General features: G+C 59.9%; 14 protein-coding genes and 1 pseudogene. 14 read left to right on the plus strand and 1 reads right to left on the minus strand.

From position 1 onward, the window contains the following. Positions 1–267 precede the first annotated feature (267 nt). The 7 genes from B3F77_RS00365 (at position 268) to B3F77_RS00395 (ending at position 6,478) form a co-directional block, all read left to right on the plus strand. Complete coding sequence (locus B3F77_RS00365) at positions 268–1,869, plus strand: tetrathionate reductase family octaheme c-type cytochrome (RefSeq protein WP_293603037.1); 1,602 nt, start codon at positions 268–270, stop codon at positions 1,867–1,869. Between the two features lie 15 nt (positions 1,870–1,884). Continuing rightward, positions 1,885–2,511, plus strand: a complete 627-nt coding sequence (locus B3F77_RS00370; protein WP_293603038.1) for a cytochrome b/b6 domain-containing protein — start codon at positions 1,885–1,887, stop codon at positions 2,509–2,511. Positions 2,512–2,558: 47 nt separating this feature from the next. After that, positions 2,559–4,388 (plus strand): DUF3373 domain-containing protein, encoded by a 1,830-nt coding sequence (locus B3F77_RS00375; protein ID WP_293603039.1) that lies wholly within the window; start codon positions 2,559–2,561, stop codon positions 4,386–4,388. A gap of 65 nt (positions 4,389–4,453) precedes the next feature. Continuing rightward, a complete protein-coding gene (locus B3F77_RS00380; protein ID WP_293603040.1) occupies positions 4,454–4,774 on the plus strand; it encodes a hypothetical protein in 321 nt (106 codons plus the stop codon). A 187-nt stretch (positions 4,775–4,961) separates the two neighbouring features. Further along, a complete protein-coding gene (locus B3F77_RS00385) occupies positions 4,962–5,132 on the plus strand; it encodes a hypothetical protein (RefSeq protein WP_293603041.1) in 171 nt (56 codons plus the stop codon). Between the two features lie 291 nt (positions 5,133–5,423). Beyond that, a complete protein-coding gene (locus B3F77_RS00390; RefSeq protein ID WP_293603042.1) occupies positions 5,424–5,744 on the plus strand; it encodes a hypothetical protein in 321 nt (106 codons plus the stop codon). A gap of 185 nt (positions 5,745–5,929) precedes the next feature. Beyond that, entirely contained in the window at positions 5,930–6,478 is a 549-nt protein-coding gene (locus tag B3F77_RS00395; protein ID WP_293603043.1) for an NADPH-dependent FMN reductase, read from the plus strand. A 97-nt stretch (positions 6,479–6,575) separates the two neighbouring features. Here the strand turns inward: B3F77_RS00395 and B3F77_RS00400 are convergent, their stop codons facing one another. Next, a complete protein-coding gene (locus B3F77_RS00400; protein ID WP_293603044.1) occupies positions 6,576–7,229 on the minus strand; it encodes an FMN-dependent NADH-azoreductase in 654 nt (217 codons plus the stop codon). Positions 7,230–7,384: 155 nt separating this feature from the next. On the opposite strand from B3F77_RS00400, the gene B3F77_RS00405 reads away from it, so the two are divergent. The 7 genes and pseudogenes from B3F77_RS00405 to imuA all read left to right on the plus strand — a co-directional run. Next, on the plus strand, positions 7,385–8,302 hold the full coding sequence (locus B3F77_RS00405; RefSeq protein WP_293603045.1) for a LysR family transcriptional regulator: 918 nt from the start codon (positions 7,385–7,387) through the stop codon (positions 8,300–8,302). A gap of 721 nt (positions 8,303–9,023) precedes the next feature. After that, on the plus strand, positions 9,024–10,133 hold the full coding sequence (locus tag B3F77_RS00410) for a beta/gamma crystallin-related protein (protein ID WP_293603046.1): 1,110 nt from the start codon (positions 9,024–9,026) through the stop codon (positions 10,131–10,133). Between the two features lie 185 nt (positions 10,134–10,318). After that, positions 10,319–10,959 (plus strand): annotated as a pseudogene (locus B3F77_RS00415) (peroxiredoxin). 198 nt (positions 10,960–11,157) lie between these two features. Beyond that, a complete protein-coding gene (locus B3F77_RS00420) occupies positions 11,158–11,607 on the plus strand; it encodes a universal stress protein (protein ID WP_293603047.1) in 450 nt (149 codons plus the stop codon). 169 nt (positions 11,608–11,776) lie between these two features. Continuing rightward, positions 11,777–14,245, plus strand: a complete 2,469-nt coding sequence (locus B3F77_RS00425; protein ID WP_293603048.1) for a plasma-membrane proton-efflux P-type ATPase — start codon at positions 11,777–11,779, stop codon at positions 14,243–14,245. Positions 14,246–14,726: 481 nt separating this feature from the next. Continuing rightward, positions 14,727–15,233, plus strand: coding sequence for a disulfide bond formation protein B (locus B3F77_RS00440; RefSeq protein WP_293603050.1), 507 nt, complete (start codon positions 14,727–14,729; stop codon positions 15,231–15,233). Positions 15,234–15,432: 199 nt separating this feature from the next. Continuing rightward, on the plus strand, positions 15,433–16,054 hold a 622-nt coding region (gene imuA / locus B3F77_RS00445), incomplete at its 3' end, for a translesion DNA synthesis-associated protein ImuA (RefSeq protein WP_293603051.1).

Below are 16,054 nucleotides of genomic sequence, written 5' to 3' on the forward strand. Positions count from 1 at the left end.
CCCTACTCCTTGCGCTAGACCCGCCGCTGCCATAGCGAACAGCACCGCAGCCACCTCGCCCAGCGCAGGCCGCGACAAATTTCTGTACCTCTCTTATCACATGATTACATTACATTCCTTTACTAAGTAGATACAAATATAAGTACATAAATATATGTTGATCTGTATCAGGGAAAGTTGGCTCGATACGCAATAGGATGAAAACCGTAGCGCCGCCAGTTCGCCACCGCAACTGGGCATTACCGTTTGCATAGCAAGGAGTTCGTGATGCGTATTCGAGATCTGATGGTTGCAGCCGTGGCGGCCATTTTTTTTGTCGCGGCGGTTCCGGCGGCCACTGACCCGGCTCCGGTGAAGGTGCTGAAATCCAATGCCGATCACAGCAAGTTCAAAGTCCTTGATCAAGACTTTGCCTCCGGCCCGGAGGTTACCAAGGCTTGCCTGAGTTGCCATACCGAGGCCGCCAAGGAGATACAGAAGACGCTGCACTGGAAGTGGGACTACATCAATCCCGACACCAAGCAGCACTTGGGCAAGAGGAACATCATCAACAATTTCTGCACCTCGGTGAAGTCGAACTACGCCGCTTGCGCCAGTTGCCACATCGGCTACGGCATGCGCGACGACAAGTACGACTTCAGCGTCCAGGAGAACGTTGACTGCCTGGTCTGCCATGACCAAACCGGCAAGTACAAGAAACCCTCCGGCTTCGCCGGTCTCCCGGTCACCAAGGATACCGAGTTTCCCCCCGGCTCCGGCAAGATCATCAAGGGCATCAACCTCTCGGAAATCGCCAAAAAGATCGGCCCGACCCAGCGCACCACATGCGGCGGTTGCCACTTTAATGGCGGTGGTGGCGACGGTGTCAAGCACGGCGATCTCGACAGCTCGCTCGAAGCACCGAACAAGGAACTCGACGTGCACATGGACGTCAAGGGCAACAACTTCACTTGTGCCACCTGCCACAAGACCGAGGGTCACCAGGTGCCCGGCAGCCGCTACGCTCCCACCGCGATGGACAAGAATCCAGCGCACATGCGCGGCGAGGCAGATAAGACCAACCCCACCACCTGCCAAGCCTGCCACGGCCAGAGGCCGCACAAGGTCGCGAAGCTGAACGAGCACACCGCCAAGATCGCCTGCCAGACCTGCCACATTCCGGCCTTCGCGCGCGGGGGACAACCGACCAAGATGTCCTGGGACTGGTCCACTGCCGGCAAGATGGGACCCGACGGCAAACCCATGACCCTTAAGAACGAAGATGGCTACGACACCTATATGACCATCAAGGGCAATTTCGTCTGGAAAGAAAATGTCATACCTGAATACATCTGGTTTAACGGCAAGGTCAAGTACACCCTGATGGGTGACAAGATCGAGAAGGGCGACAAGCCGACGCAGATCAACCATTTCGAAGGCAGCGCCACTGACGGCAAGTCGATGATCTGGCCGATCAAGCTGTTCCGTGGCAAACAGGTTTATGACCCGGTCAACAAGTCGCTGGTTATCACCCACCTGGCAGGCAATGACGATACCGCCTTCTGGACAAACTTCAACTGGGACAAAGCCGTGGCTGCGGGCATGACAACAGCCAATGCCAAGTTCTCCGGCAAGTTGGATTTCATCGAGACCGAGAGCATGTGGCCGATCACCCACATGGTGGCACCGAAGGAAAAAGCCGTTGCCTGCGCCGAATGCCACACCAGCGGCGGTCGCCTGGAAAAGATCGACGGCGTCTACATGCCAGGTCGCGGTCGCGATCACACAAATTGGCTCGATATGGGCGGGTGGGCTATTGCCGCACTGACCCTGCTCTTCGTCCTCGGCCATGGAGTCGGCCGATCCATCGCCCACAAGCGCAACAGTTAATCGGGAGAACCAATCATGACACGCATCTACCTCTTCAAGCGCTTTGAGCGGTTCTGGCACTGGTCCCAGGCAGCACTGATCATTTTCATGCTGCTCAGCGGTTTCGAAGTGCATGGCACCTACAAGGTCTTCGGCTGGCAGCAGGCCGGCAACCTGCACACCACGGCGGCCTGGGCGCTGATCGTGCTGTGGGCCTTCGCCATCTTCTGGCACCTCACCACGGGTGAGTGGAAGCAATATATCCCCACCACCGAGAAGATGGTGGCGGTGATGCGCTACTACGCCTTCGGCATCTTCGACCCCACCTCAGCCCATCCGTTCCGCACCACGCAGCTTGCCAAGCACAACCCGCTGCAGCGGATGGCCTATCTCGGTGTCAAGTTGTTCATCAACCCCCTGATCTGGGTCAGTGGCTTGGTCTACCTCTACTACTACGAACTTGGCAGGGCGGGCGCGTTGGCCGGCGTGCAACTCGGGACCGTCGCCTTCCTGCATACGCTGGCGGCCTTCCTGATGCTGATTTTTCTCATCGTCCACGTCTATTTCGCCACCACCGGCCACACGCCGCTGGCCCATATCAAGGCCATGATCACCGGCTGGGAAGAGCTGGAAGACGAAGACTTGCCGGGCAAGCACAGCTAACGCCAGCAATCGAGTTTGAAATGTCGTTATTTATCCAGGAGAAGTTCATGAACAAGACGTTTAAGAAGAAGAAATTGCTCGTCGCCCTGATAGCGAGCATGTCGATGCCACTGGTGGCCAGCGCTGCGGATGCCGACTTGATGAACAAAATCGAGTCGATGTCGCGCGAACTTGAGGCATTGAAGGCCCAGGTCAAGGCCAACGAGGAAAAGTCTGCCCAGACTGCGGAGCAGGTCAAGGCCGTGGCCGCCAAGTCCGACACTGGCGCGCTCAACGATTTGAAGAGCCAGGTCACGAAACTTGAAGGCAAGTCACTCAGCAAGTGGTTGACAGTGGGTGGCGATTACCGCTTCCGCTACGATTACCTGGCGGGAGAGAGTCAGACCTTCACCGACGTCAACGCCACCTTCGCCAACGCGCAGAACGCGCTGCAGGCCGATTTCTTTAAAAATCCCTCTACCGTGGCTGGCTCGTCGACCTACTTCGGCGCGCCCCAGGCCGGGGGTATGTCAACGGCCGGTGCGCTGAGCGGGCTGATGGGCTTCGCCCAAGGCATGAACGGCGTCGCCACCTATGACCAGGCGAACGCCTTCCTCGCCAATCCGAACAACGCAGGCATGATCCAGGGCCTCGGTACCTTCGCCGCGACGGTGCCGGCCTACAAGCCGAAGAACAACAGCCTCCTCACCAACCGCTTCGGCCTGGACATCGGCGCCAAGGCTACCCAGGACGTCAGCGTCAATGCTCACCTGATGATGTACAAGGGGTTCGGCGCCCAGGACGATGCGGCGACCACCAACGGCGGCAGCGCGCCCTTCTTCGCCGACCGCGTCGGCGTCTTCGATGGCACGCTCGGCCACGTGCCATCCGGCAGCCTTCTAAACGTCGACCGCGTCTATGCCACCTGGGGCAACATCGCCGACAGGGATATCTGGCTCTCGGTCGGACGCCGCCCGGCCACCAACGGCGCTCCGAGCAATCTGCGCCTCAACACTGGGCCTGTCGGCAAAGGCGGCGTCCCCGCGCTGCTGGTTGATTACGCCTTCGACGGCATGACGCTCGGCTATGCCCCGGACATCGACGCCTTGCCCGGCGCATACGCCAAAATTTGCTACGGCCGCGGCTTCGAGAGCGGCTTCAGCAAGTGGTCTGGCAACTCGCTCTCCGATACCAACATGCTCGGCGTTGCCGTGGTTCCCATCGACACCGATCCGTTGCGCGTCTGGCTGCAGTGGAACCGCGGCATGAACATCTTCGATGCGCCGACGATGAGCAACACCTACTTCGGCAACACCACGGCCAAGACCAACCTCGGTGACATCGACTGGTTTGGCGCCGGATTCGCGAGCACCTTCAAGAAGGTTGGCCCCGGCGACCTCACCGTCTTCGGCGACGCGGGCCTGAGCATCACCCATCCGAACAACAACGTCTCGGCGCAGTTCGGCTTCCAGGGTCTGATGACCGGCGGCTTCTTCCAGCCCGAAGCTCCGACGAGCAAGAACGGCACGGCTATCGCCATGGGCGTGCGCTACGACCTGCCGTCGAAAACCAAGCTAGGCTTAGAGTACAACCATGGCTCCAAGAACTGGATCACCTTCGCACCTGCTGCCGACGACATGTGGACGGCGAAAGTCGGCGCGCGCGGCGATGTCTACGAGGCCTACGTCATCCAGGAGCTGAATCTCCAACCGATCTCCTCCTTCTCCAGCAAGGCCTTCTTCCGCCTCGGTGCTCAGTATTACAACTTCAAGTACACCGGCAGCAACAATTGGGTGGGCGCGCCGGTGGCCATTGGCGATGTTAATGGCCAGTTGATGACGACGACGCCACTGAAGAACGCCACCAACATTTATGCCACCTTCGAGGTGAAGTTCTAACGCAACCAACGCGCCAGCGGCGTACGCGCCGCTGGCCAAACATTTATATTCCAAAGGAGCTCAAAATGAAAGCGAAACTCTCCACTCTTGTCCTGACAGCCGCGCTTGCCGTGTTGACCGCGACCTACGCAGGCAACGCCGCCGCCGACGAAGGCAAGATGCTCGGCCCGGTCAGCAAGATCACGCTGGCTGCCGACGGCAAGTCGGCCACCGCCGTTCTCAAGGATGCCAAGACCGGCCAGGCGGTCACCCTGACCATCACCGACGACCTGACGCTGGACAAGTTCAAAGACAAGCGCATCGTCGAAGGCGACGAGATCCGCGCCCGCTACGAGAAGGACGGCAAGAACACCAGTAAGTCCTTCAAGAAGGCGGCCGGCTGCTAAGCTGAGCAAGCAAGAGCCGCGGCGGTAGTACAGCCGTTGCGGCTTGATTGCCGCGGGCAGACGACATGTCTGACCTGCGATCCTGGTGCACGGGCTTGTGCGAAGACGGGCGGCGGGTTCTGCCGCACCCTGGGAAGCGCATATCGGCACCATCCTGCTGGTGCCGCTCATCCTGTGGCAGCGATGATTGCTCGCGGCACACAACAACTTCGTCGCCACGGGCTTTGTCAGGCAGCGTTCGTGCCTGTGCTTTTGCCCTGAGCCCTTCATGATGGGCGAGGGCAGCCTGACCTGGGTCGGCACAAGCTTGGCACAGATGGCGCCCAAGGAGTTGCCCAATTACAGTCTTTATGCATAAAGACTGATAGCCGTCATTGAGGGCGACTCGGTGACCGGCAGTACCCATTGCGTTTCGGTCATCACTTCGTGGAAAACCCGCAACAGGTTCAGATCAAGAGTCTGGAAACTGGCTAGGTTCACGGCAGTAGTTAATCACTAATGTGAATACATAACATCACACTTATAAACTTGAAATATAGCAGGGTAAACCCCATTATTTAAATAGGTCCTCGCTATTCCGGTGGGGCATTGAAGGAAGGAGCGGAATGTATTCCGCTCACCAAGCACTCACTTATTAGAGGATTCCAAAATGAAGATCAAACTTTCCACAATCATCGTCTCTGCAACGCTTGCCATGTCCAGTCTGGCCTATGTCGGCAACGCCGTCGCCGACGAAGGCAAGATGCTCGCGCCGGTCACCAAGATCACGCTGGCTGCCGACGGCAAGTCGGCCACCGCCGTTCTCAAGGATACCAAGGCCGGCGAACCGGTCACCCTGACCATCACCGACGACCTGACGCTGGACAAGTTCAAGGACAAGCGCATCGTCGAAGGCGACGAGATCCGCGCTCGTTACGAGAAGGACGGCAAGAACACCAGCAAGTCCTTCAAGAAGGCGGCCGGCTGCTAGTTCGGCCAACTGATGGCCGGCGGCGATAGGGAATCGCCGCCGGGTCTGGGTGGTGGTGGTCGACACAGGCATTGGTCACTGTTTATCAACGCCAAGCACGATTTCAAAAGGCTTTGCATAATGGGTCTGCCGCTTCCTTCATCAATCCCCTGATCAGCTTTCTGACCAGTTTCCTGGAGAATCTCATGGCCCAATACAACATCGCCGTCATCGTCGGCAGTCTTCGCAAGGATTCCTTCAACAAGAAGCTCGCCAGGGCGCTTGAAAAGCTCTTTCCAGCTGATTTCAGCTTTACCTCTGTGCGAATTGACGACTTGCCGCTGTACAACCAGGACGATGACGGCAACCCGTCTGCGCAGGTGACGCGCCTCAAAGGCGAGATCACGGCGGCGCAGGGACTGCTGTTTGTCACTCCTGAATACAACCGCTCCATTCCCGGCGTTCTGAAGAATGCGATTGACCACGCTTCGCGCCCCTATGGCCAGAACGCGTGGGATGGCAAGCCTGCCGGTGTGATGGGTGCATCCGTCGGCCCGATTGGCACGGCAATGGCGCAGCAGCACCTGCGCAACATCCTGGCCTACCTGAACGTGCCCACCCTGGGGCAACCCGAAGCTTTCATCCACAACAAGGACGGACTGTACGACGAGGCCGGCAATATTGGCGCGGCCAGCCTGAAGTTTTTGCAGGGCTGGGTCGACCAGTACGTGGCCTGGGTTAAAAAGCACTCCTGAAGCGCCGTCATTTAAGCAAAGCTTCAGAGCCTAAAAAAACCCGCTTTTGCGGGTTTTTTTGCGGGTACAGGGTGTTCAAAGCCTGCGGTTCGCTCGCTCAGGCTGCCAGGGCCGCTTGAGCCTGGTTGGCGGCGGTTTGTGTTTGGGCCGTGATGTCAACCTGAGCAGCTGTCAGGGCTGCCACTTTGGCCGCTTCGCCCATGGCCAGGCCTTCAGCGCGCACAAAGCGCACGTCGGTCACGCCGAAGAAACCGAAAACTGTTTTCAGGTAGCTTTCCTGGTGCTCCATGGCATTGCCGGCGTCGCTGGTGGAGTACACACCGCCACGCGCAGAAGCAATGATCACAGTCTTGCCGCCGGCCAGGCCCACAGGGCCTTTGTCAGTGTAGGTGAAGGTGCGGCCTACCTGGGCAATGCGGTCAATCCAGGCCTTAAGCTGGGTGGGAACGGCGAAGTTGTAAAGCGGAGCGCCAACCACGACCACGTCGGCCGCCAGGAACTGCGAAACCAGGGCTTCAGAGTGGGCGTTTTCGCGCTTTTGCGCGTCGCTTAGGTCTGCGGAACCAGCGGGCAAACGGAAGCCCAGGGGCTCTGCTGACAGGTGGCTGGGGGTGTCCACAGCCAGGTCCAGGTAGCTGACTTCGGTGGCAGGGTGGCTGGCGCGCCATGAGGCCACGATTTGGGCCGTGAGCTGGCGGGAAACTGAATTGCCGCCAAGAATACTGGAGTCGATGTGAAGAAGCTTGCTCATGATGATGTCCTTGAATGAATGAATGAATCGGGTGGCTTGGTTGTGTTTGGCTTGAATCGCAGCCATGGGATAGATTGTGCCGATGAGTCGATTACTTGATAAGCTAGCAAAATCGCGATAGATTGTTCTATGGGCAGGACAATAAAAGGACGTTAATGCAAGACCTGAACGACATGCTGTACTTTGCCGAGGTGGTGGAGCGGGGCGGTTTTGCCGCTGCCGGACGCTCGCTCGGCCTGCCCAAATCACGTCTGTCGCGCCGCGTGGCCGAGCTGGAAGCGCGGCTGGGGGTGCGGCTGCTGCAACGCACCACGCGCAAGCTCTCGCTGACCGAGGTGGGCGAGATCTACCTGCGCCACTGCAGCGCCATGCGTGACGAGGCTCTGGCCGCCGCAGAGGCGGTGGCGCAGATGCAGGTGGAGCCGCGCGGCACGCTACGCATCACCTGCCCCGTGACGCTGGCGCAAAGCACGCTTGGTTACCTGGTTCCCCGTTTCATGGCGCTGTACTCGCAGGTGAAGGTCGACATGCGGGCCACTAACCGGGTGGTGGACTTGGTGGAGGAGGGCATCGACATCGCGCTGCGAGTGCGGCCCACACTGGACGAAAGCGGCAGCCTAGTGGTCAAGCAATTGGGTGCCACTTCAGGCCACCTGCTGGCCAGTCCTGAGCAACTGCGCCGACAAGGCATTCCAACGCAGCCTGAGGACATGACCCGGCTGGACACGGTGGCCATGTCCTCGACCGACGGGCGAAGCGCTTGGGTGTTGGTAGGACCCGAGGGACAGGAGTATTTGTTTCAGCATCAGCCGCGCTATGTGGCCGACGACCTGCAGACGCTCAAGCTGGCGGTGCTAGCGGGCACGGGGATCAGTTTACTGCCAGACATCGTCAGCAAGGCCGAGCTGCAGGCGCAACTGCTGGTTCCGGTATTACCCGGCTGGGCGCCCCCGCCTAGCATGGTGCATGCAGTTTTTCCCTCGCGCCGCGGTCAGGTGCCGGCCGTGCGTAGCTTTCTGGATTTCATGGGCAGCCACATGCAGGGAGAGCAACTGGTAGAAAACAAATCCTGACGGCTCCAAAGCAATTTTTGTGTGCCAAATAGGGTTGTAGCGCAATAAGGACGGGCGTAACCAGCTATATAAAGCATAGCGTTTTAGAAATCTGACTTCACATGAATCCCGCGATAACCCAAGGCCACGGGTCAGTCCTTGCGGGCGATTCGCTTTTTATATTCGATTATCGAGATAAATTAAGAGCGATATATTCTTTTAAGCTTTGTTGGCGGCTGTGCAAATGCGTGGAAATTTGGCTTTCAGAGCGTGGGTTTGCCATCTCTTTGATTTTCCCGGAAGGGATTTGGTTTTGCGGGACGTGATCGGATACAGAGTGACAAAATGGAAGGCCAGTGATTGCCTCAATGAGGGATCCGGCCTGAAATGACTCGTATCAGGCGGGCCTGTGCCATCTACGACCGCTTTGCAGCGTTATGCAGTCATAGAGTGAGCGCACGTGATCGACCCGTTCCGGCCAAGACCGGACGGCGGAGGTGCAAACACAAACGGGCAGTCGCGTTGCCGGGCTGTGGCGCCGCCATCGTCTTAGCGGTCCGTCGCCGAGATCATGCCAGGTGTTTCACTTGAGACGGCCAATGAATTTTTCTATGTACGAAACCGCACAGACGCCGGCTTGACGGGGCGCCATAGTGACCGTCTTGTTACTTGGCTATCTTGGGTGCCAGTACGGGTACGGTGAGGATTTGCAGCCCGCCACAACTTTCTACAGGAGCTATCAATGAAGGCACTATTGAGAAACGCATTGGCGGTGGCCGCGGTGGCTATCGCCACACAAGCGGCCGCACAGGTCACCTTTTACGAAAATGACGGCTTTAATGGCCGGTCTTTCACCACGGGGAGACAGATTGGCGACCTCACGCGCTATGGTTTCAATGACCGCGCCTCGTCGGTCGAGGTGGTTGGCGACCGGTGGGAGGTTTGCGAAGACGTTCGGTTCAGTGGTCGCTGTGTCGTCTTGCGCCCGGGCCGTTATCCGTCATTGGGCGCAATGGGCTTGAACGACCGCGTTTCGTCGGTGCGGGCCGTGAGCAGGAACGCGCGCATCGATGACCAGCGTTATGCGCCCGCTCCTGTGGCCGCACAGGTCACTTTTTACGAACATGAAAATTTTGGCGGCCGGTCTTTCACCACGGACAGGCCGATCGAAAACTTCGGGCGCAATGGCTTCAATGACCGCGCCTCGTCAGTCGATGTTGTTGGCGCGCCGTGGGAGGTTTGCCAAGATGTCCGGTTCGGCGGTCAATGTGTCGTCTTGCGTCCGGGCCGATATCCGTCGCTGGCCGCGATGGGCTTGAATGACCGCATTTCATCGGTGCGGTCCGTGGCCCGGAACGCGCGCATCGATGACCAGCGTTATGCGCCCGCTCCTGTTGCGGCCCCCGACTACCGCCGGCGCAACGGTGAGCGGCTCTACCAGGCAAACGTCACTTCGGTGCGCGCGGTGGTCGGATCACCCGAGCAGCGATGCTGGGTCGAGCGCGAGCAAGTCGTCCAGGATCGAAGCAATGCCAACGTTCCCGGAGCGATTGCCGGCGCCATCATTGGCGGCATTCTTGGTCACCAGGTCGGTGGCGGAACCGGCAAGGATGTCGCCACTGCCGGGGGCGTTGTCGCGGGGGCTGCGGTGGGCGCCAACATCGGCCGCGACGGCGGCGGACAGCCGGCGTCTACCCGAGACGTCCAGCGTTGCGAAAACGTACCCAGCCAGGCCCGACCCCAATATTGGGATGTCACCTATAACTTCCGGGGCCAGGAGCATCGCATTCAGATGACTGCTCCGCCCGGATCTACAGTGACCGTCAACGAGCAGGGTGAGCCCAGGCAGTAACCGCTGTCGCAATGGCCAGAGCAAACGGTCCTTCGGGACCATTTTGTTGTGCGATTTTGGGTCTTTTCGGAAAGTAGGTCACAAAATTCGAGCGGTTATCGAGATAAATTAAGGCGATATATTCTTTTGAGCTTTAACGTTTTCTCTCCAAAATGCATTTTTCTGAATACAACACAGGAGTAATCATGGCCATTCTCAGACTTGGCGACACCGCCCCCGACTTCACGCAAGACTCCACCCAGACAAGATTTCCTTCCACCAGTGGGCGGGTGATTCCTGGGTAGTGCTGTTTTTGCACCCAGCTGACTTCACGCCGGTTTGCACCACCGAGCTGGGCAAAACCGCTGTGTTGAGCAGCGAATTTGCCAAACGCAAGGTCAAACCCATTGCCATCGGCGATGACCCGCTGGAGTCGCACGGCAAGTGGGTCAAGGACATCAACGAAACGCAACACACCACGGTCAACTTTCCCATCCTGGCGGATGCCGACAAGACTGTCGTCAAGCTGTACGATATGATTCATCCGAATGCGTCGACCACTGCTACCGTGCGCAGTGTGTTCATCATCGACACGAAAAAAGTCATCCGCACCACCTTCACCTACCCTGCCAGCACGGGCCGCAACTTTGACGAGATCCTGCGCGTGATCGACTCGCTGCAGCTGACCGATCACTACAAGGTGGCCACCCCCGCCAACTGGAAAGATGGCGACGACGTGGTGATCGTGCCCAGCATTCAGGACCCGGCCGAACTGGCCCAGCGCTTTCCCAAGGGCTTCAAGGTCGTACGGCCTTATTTGCGCGTGACGCCGCAGCCCAATAAGTAATAGCCCTCGCCCCCGTCACTGCGCCTGTGTTTTTCTGAGTGACGTCCATTACTTATTATTGTCAGTCGGTCAGCGGCAGCTAACACGCCCTGGAGCGTCGAAGCTGGTCAACGCGCTCGGAACGGCGGGACGGATCGATAATGCGCTGGTAACCTAAAGTTCCACGTCCGCCCGGACGAACCGTTAAGGAGTACAAGCATGGCTATGTTCAAGCGCATCATGGTCGCCATCGACGGCAGTAGCACTGCCAATGCAGCCCTGCACGAAGCGGTCAAACTCGCCAAGGATCAGCAGGCCGTACTGCGTATCGTGCACGTGGTCGATATCGTCATGCTGGCTGTTGAGTCTCCTTATGAACTGAGGGAGTACAAAGACTCGGTTCGCAGGGCCGGGGAGCAGATGTTGAACCAAGCAGCCGCAGTGGCCCGCGAAGTCGGCATCGAGGTCGAAACAGTCCTGCTGGAGGTGCGGCAGTTTCAGGATCGCATCGCCGACGAGATTGCCCGAAGCGCCAAGGACTGGCGGGCAGACGTGATCGTGATCGGTACCCACGGTCGTCGTGGCCTGAGTCGCCTGCTCATCGGTAGCGTGGCAGAGTCGCTGGTCCGCATCGCGCCAGCGTCCGTGCTGCTGATCCGGGGCGAATAGAGCCCGCGCGAATTCACCAGGCGGCAATGCTGCAGACCGTCGTTCATCGACCTTGCTCCTGCGGAGCCGCGTGTCTCGCCTGCCAAGTCGAAGGCACGCAACCACGGAGCGCTGAAATGATCCGGCGTCTCTGCAGTCACAACAAAGCCAGTGACTGTCGAGCAGCCGCATGACTTCGCGTCTGAGTCCATCGGCGGCCACCAGCCCCGACGCGGTGACCGCTTCCGGTGCGGATGCGGCGACGCCACCGGGGGTGAATGCTGCTGCAGGGCTCACGAGCGCAGCGGTTAAAGCCTTGCGCGAAGAACACGGCTACAACGAAGTCACCGAACGGCCAGCGCATCCGGTTCTGAAATTTCTGAGCAAGTTCTGGGGCCTGTCTGCCTGGATGCTTGAACTGATCATGATCCTGTCGGCCGTGCTCCGAAAGTATTCGGACCTTGTCGTGGTGACCGCGCTCCTGGTCATCAACGCCGTGCTGAGCTTTGCGCAGGAACGCCGAGCCGCCGGCGTCGTGGAGACTCTGCGGCGACGCTTGCAGGTGAGCTCCCGCGTGTTGCGCGACTCGAACTGGCAGGTCATCGCCGCTCGCGAACTGGTCCCAGGCGACATCGTCCGGGTGCGTCCGGGCGACATTATTCCCGCCGATCTGAAGCTCTTGAGCGGCACCTTGAGCATAGACCAGTCGGCGCTCACAGGAGAGTCGAAGGACGTGGACAAAGCGCCTGGTGACGACCTCTCGTCGGGCGCTGTCATTCGCCGAGGCGAGGGCAATGCCCGGGTGATGCTGACCGGCGCCCGAACCTTCTTCGGCCGCACCACCGAACTGGTTCAGCAGGCACGCCCCAAGCTTCACATCGAAGCGGTCGTGGCCAGGGTTGTCCGATGGCTGTTCGTGATCGTCGGCGCGATGCTGGGCCTTGTGGTCGTGATATCGCTGATCCGCGGCGCACCGCTTGTCGAGATGATCCCGCTCATGCTCGTGCTGTTGATGAGCGCCGTGCCGCTTGCGCTGCCCGTGATGTTCACGGTGAGCATGGCCGCCGGATCGAACGAACTCGCCAGGCGCGGCGTGCTGGTCACGCGGTTGAGTGCGGCAGAGGATGCCGCCACGATGGACGTGCTGTGCGTCGACAAGACCGGCACCATTACGCTCAATCAGCTTGCCGTGACCGGCGTGATCCCCCTCGAAGGAGCGACCGAATCAGACGTGTTGTTTGCCGGAGCCCTGGCGTCGCAGGAGGCCGACCAGGACCCCATCGACCTGGCGTTCCTCGGGGCAGCGAAGGAGCGGCACGTCTTCGATGGCCAGCCTGCCATCACGCCGGTTTCGTTTGCACCGTTCGACGCCAAGAACCGGCGGACCGAAGCAGTGGTCAGCCAGAACGGGCAGCCACTGCGCGTGATGAAGGGGGCGATGCGAACCGTCGCCGCGGCCTGCGGGCTCGACACCCGGGCGATCGAAGCTTTGGAGGCGCGGGTCAGCGAGTCGGCTCGCAAGGGCTACCGAACCCTGGCAGTGGCGGTGGCGCGAGGCCCCGCGGCCACGCATCCGGTCCTGGTGGGGCTGGTGACGCTGTATGACCCGCTTCGACCGGACGCCGGGCAACTCATCGCCGAGCTTCGTGATCTCGGCGTTCAGGTGAAGATGTTGACGGGCGATGCGTTGCCGGTGGCGCTCGAGATCGCGCAAAGCGTCGGCCTGCCCAATATCCGGCGTGTCGACGAACTGAAGACTGCCAGCGCGAAGACCGGCGACGAGCGGGTGGATTTCCTGTCGGACGTCGATGGCTTTGCGGAGGTGTACCCGGAGGACAAATACACCGTCGTGCAGCACCTGCAAGCCACAGGCCACGTGACCGGCATGACCGGCGACGGCGTCAACGATGCGCCGGCGCTTCGGCAGGCGGAAGTCGGCATCGCCGTGAGTACGGCCACCGATGTCGCCAAGGGCGCGGCCAGCGTGGTTCTCACTGAGCCAGGGTTGACCAATATTGTCGCGTTGGTCGAGCAGGGCCGGGCGATCTACCAGCGCATCCTGACCTGGATCATCAACAAGATCAGCCGCACGATTCTGAAGTCGGCGTTTGTCGCGATTGCCTACTTGCTGACGGGCAAGTTCGTCGTGTCCGCCTTTGCGATGCTGTTGCTGACCTTCATGACGGACTTCGCGAAGATCGCTATCGCCACGGACCATGTTCGGCCTTCTCGCAGGCCGGAGACCTGGAACATCGGAGGCTTCGTCACGGTTTCCGCTGTGCTGGGCCTGTTCATGGTCGCCGAGGCGCTGCTGCTGTTGTGGCTCGCCTGGTCACGCTTCGGTCTGGCGATCAATGACGATGCCCTGTACACGTTCAGCTTTCTCCTGCTGCTCTATCTGGCGGTGTTTTCCATTGTGTCCGCCCGTGAGCGACGCCAGTTCTGGACAACGAGGCCCAGTGCGTCCCTCGTCTCAGCGCTGGCGGCTGAGACGTTTGTCGGCACGGCGCTGACCTACGTGGGGCTGCCCGGCCTCATGCCCCTGCCTTGGTGGCAGACGTTCGCGGTACTCGCGTATGCCATGGTCGCCTGCCTTGTAGTCAACGACAACGTTAAGGTTGTATTGACCAGGTGGCTTGTTCCAAGGGCTGTGGCGTGAGGGGCTGAGTCGCTGCCGGTTCAATGGACAGGCGCTCAGGCTTGCGCAACACGAACGTCTTTCCCTTGCACCGGCTGACCGTTCAGGGCCGAAGTGATCGCTGGCCTTGACTCCCCCGACTATCGAAACCCTTTTCACGCCTAGGCTCACAAAGGTGCTACACCTTGATGGCTTCACCGCTATTCCCCGGGGCGCCCAGGGCATCGTGGTGCCACTGACTCGCGCCATCGTCATTGGACCTGTCGCCAGATTGGAACTTATATCCGTCGAAGGCAACAAACAGACGGACAATCTGTCTGCCGATCCCCTTGGTTGAGGTGCAAATGTCTGCGCAGCAGTTCAGGGATCTGGGGCTGATGGAGGGCGAAACGCTGGTGTTGACACCGCGCAAACCCCGCGTTTTTGTTGAGCACTGAATGTTGAGTCTTGTGTATGCATCCTGAACGGATGCATCCGCTTGAATCTCTTTAAAAGGATGGCGATGTTGCTTGATTTTTTTGACGCTATGCCACGCCGCATGCTGGCGCTGGTGTCTGTGGTCTGTGTGGCCATGCTGGCTTTTGGCCTGTATTTGCAGTACGCGGTGGGGCTGGAGCCTTGCCCCATGTGCATCGTGCAGCGCTATGTGCTGGTGCTGATCGCCATCGTTTCAGGCATCACGGCTGCCACGAACAAAAAAGGGCTGCTGATCACGGGCTCTGGCCTGGTGGTGGTGCTGTCGGGTTGTGGCGCGTTTGTGGCCGCCCGCCAGAGCTGGCTGCAGTGGTACCCTCCCGAGGTCGCCTCGTGCGGCCGTGATTTTTACGGAATGATAGAAACCTTTCCGCTCAGGCGCGTGATCCCCATGCTTTTCCAGGGCAGCGGTGACTGCTCCAAGGTGGACTGGACTTTTCTGGGTGGCTCGATTGCCAACTGGTCCTTCCTGTGCTTTGTCGGGATCGGCCTGCTCACGCTGACGCTGATGGCGCGGCAGGCGCGCAAACGCTGAGGCGGCAGCGCCGCCGACCAAGGCGCCAGGGCAACCCCCAGCCCTGGCGTTTTTTTCTTACTTTTACCCAGTGAAGCAAGCCGATGAGAGGGCAGGGGCGCGCACGTCCGAGCCGGCTGCAGGGGTATTGCGCAGGGCTTCAAAACAGGTCATATACTGTACATAAATACAGTTATTTAACCTGATTCAAGTCTGCCCCATGCTTTCCCCGACTTCTGCGGCCCGTGCCTTGCCGGACCTTGGCGCTATGTGCCACGTGTGGTGCGCCGGTGAGCTGGGCAGCGCGAGCCTGCCCACCGTGGATACTGGTTACGCCGGACTCAACCAGGTGCTGCCCGGTGGCGGTTGGCCCCAAGGTGCGCTGATTGAATTGCTGCAGCCGCAGGCGGGCCTGCACGAATGGGGCTTGCTGGCGCCTGCGCTGGCCGCCGCGCAGTTGGCCGCGCCCGGCCAGCTCATGGTGCTGGTGGGTGCGCCTTATTTGCCTTTTGGCCCGGCGCTGGGCGCGCGCCAGCTCAACATGCAGCGCCTGCTGTGTGTACAGGTCCAAGGACAGGCTCAGGGGCATGCTCTGCTCTGGGCCACGCGCGAAGCCCTGCAATGTGCCGACGTCGCCAGCGTACTGGCCTGGCTGCCCGAGGCCCGCAGTGCTCATTTGCGCCGCCTGCAGATCGCCGCCCATGCGCACAACAAGCTGCTGTTTGTGTTTCGTCCCTTAAGAGCCCAGCACGAGTCATCGCCTGCGCCACTGCGCTTGCTGCTGCAAGGCGCGACAGGTGAAAAGTCCGAGGAGGGCAATCTTTGGGTCTGTCTCTTATACA

It is taken from the genome of Polaromonas sp. UBA4122 (genome assembly GCA_002381615.1).
GTDB lineage: Bacteria > Pseudomonadota > Gammaproteobacteria > Burkholderiales > Burkholderiaceae_C > Polaromonas.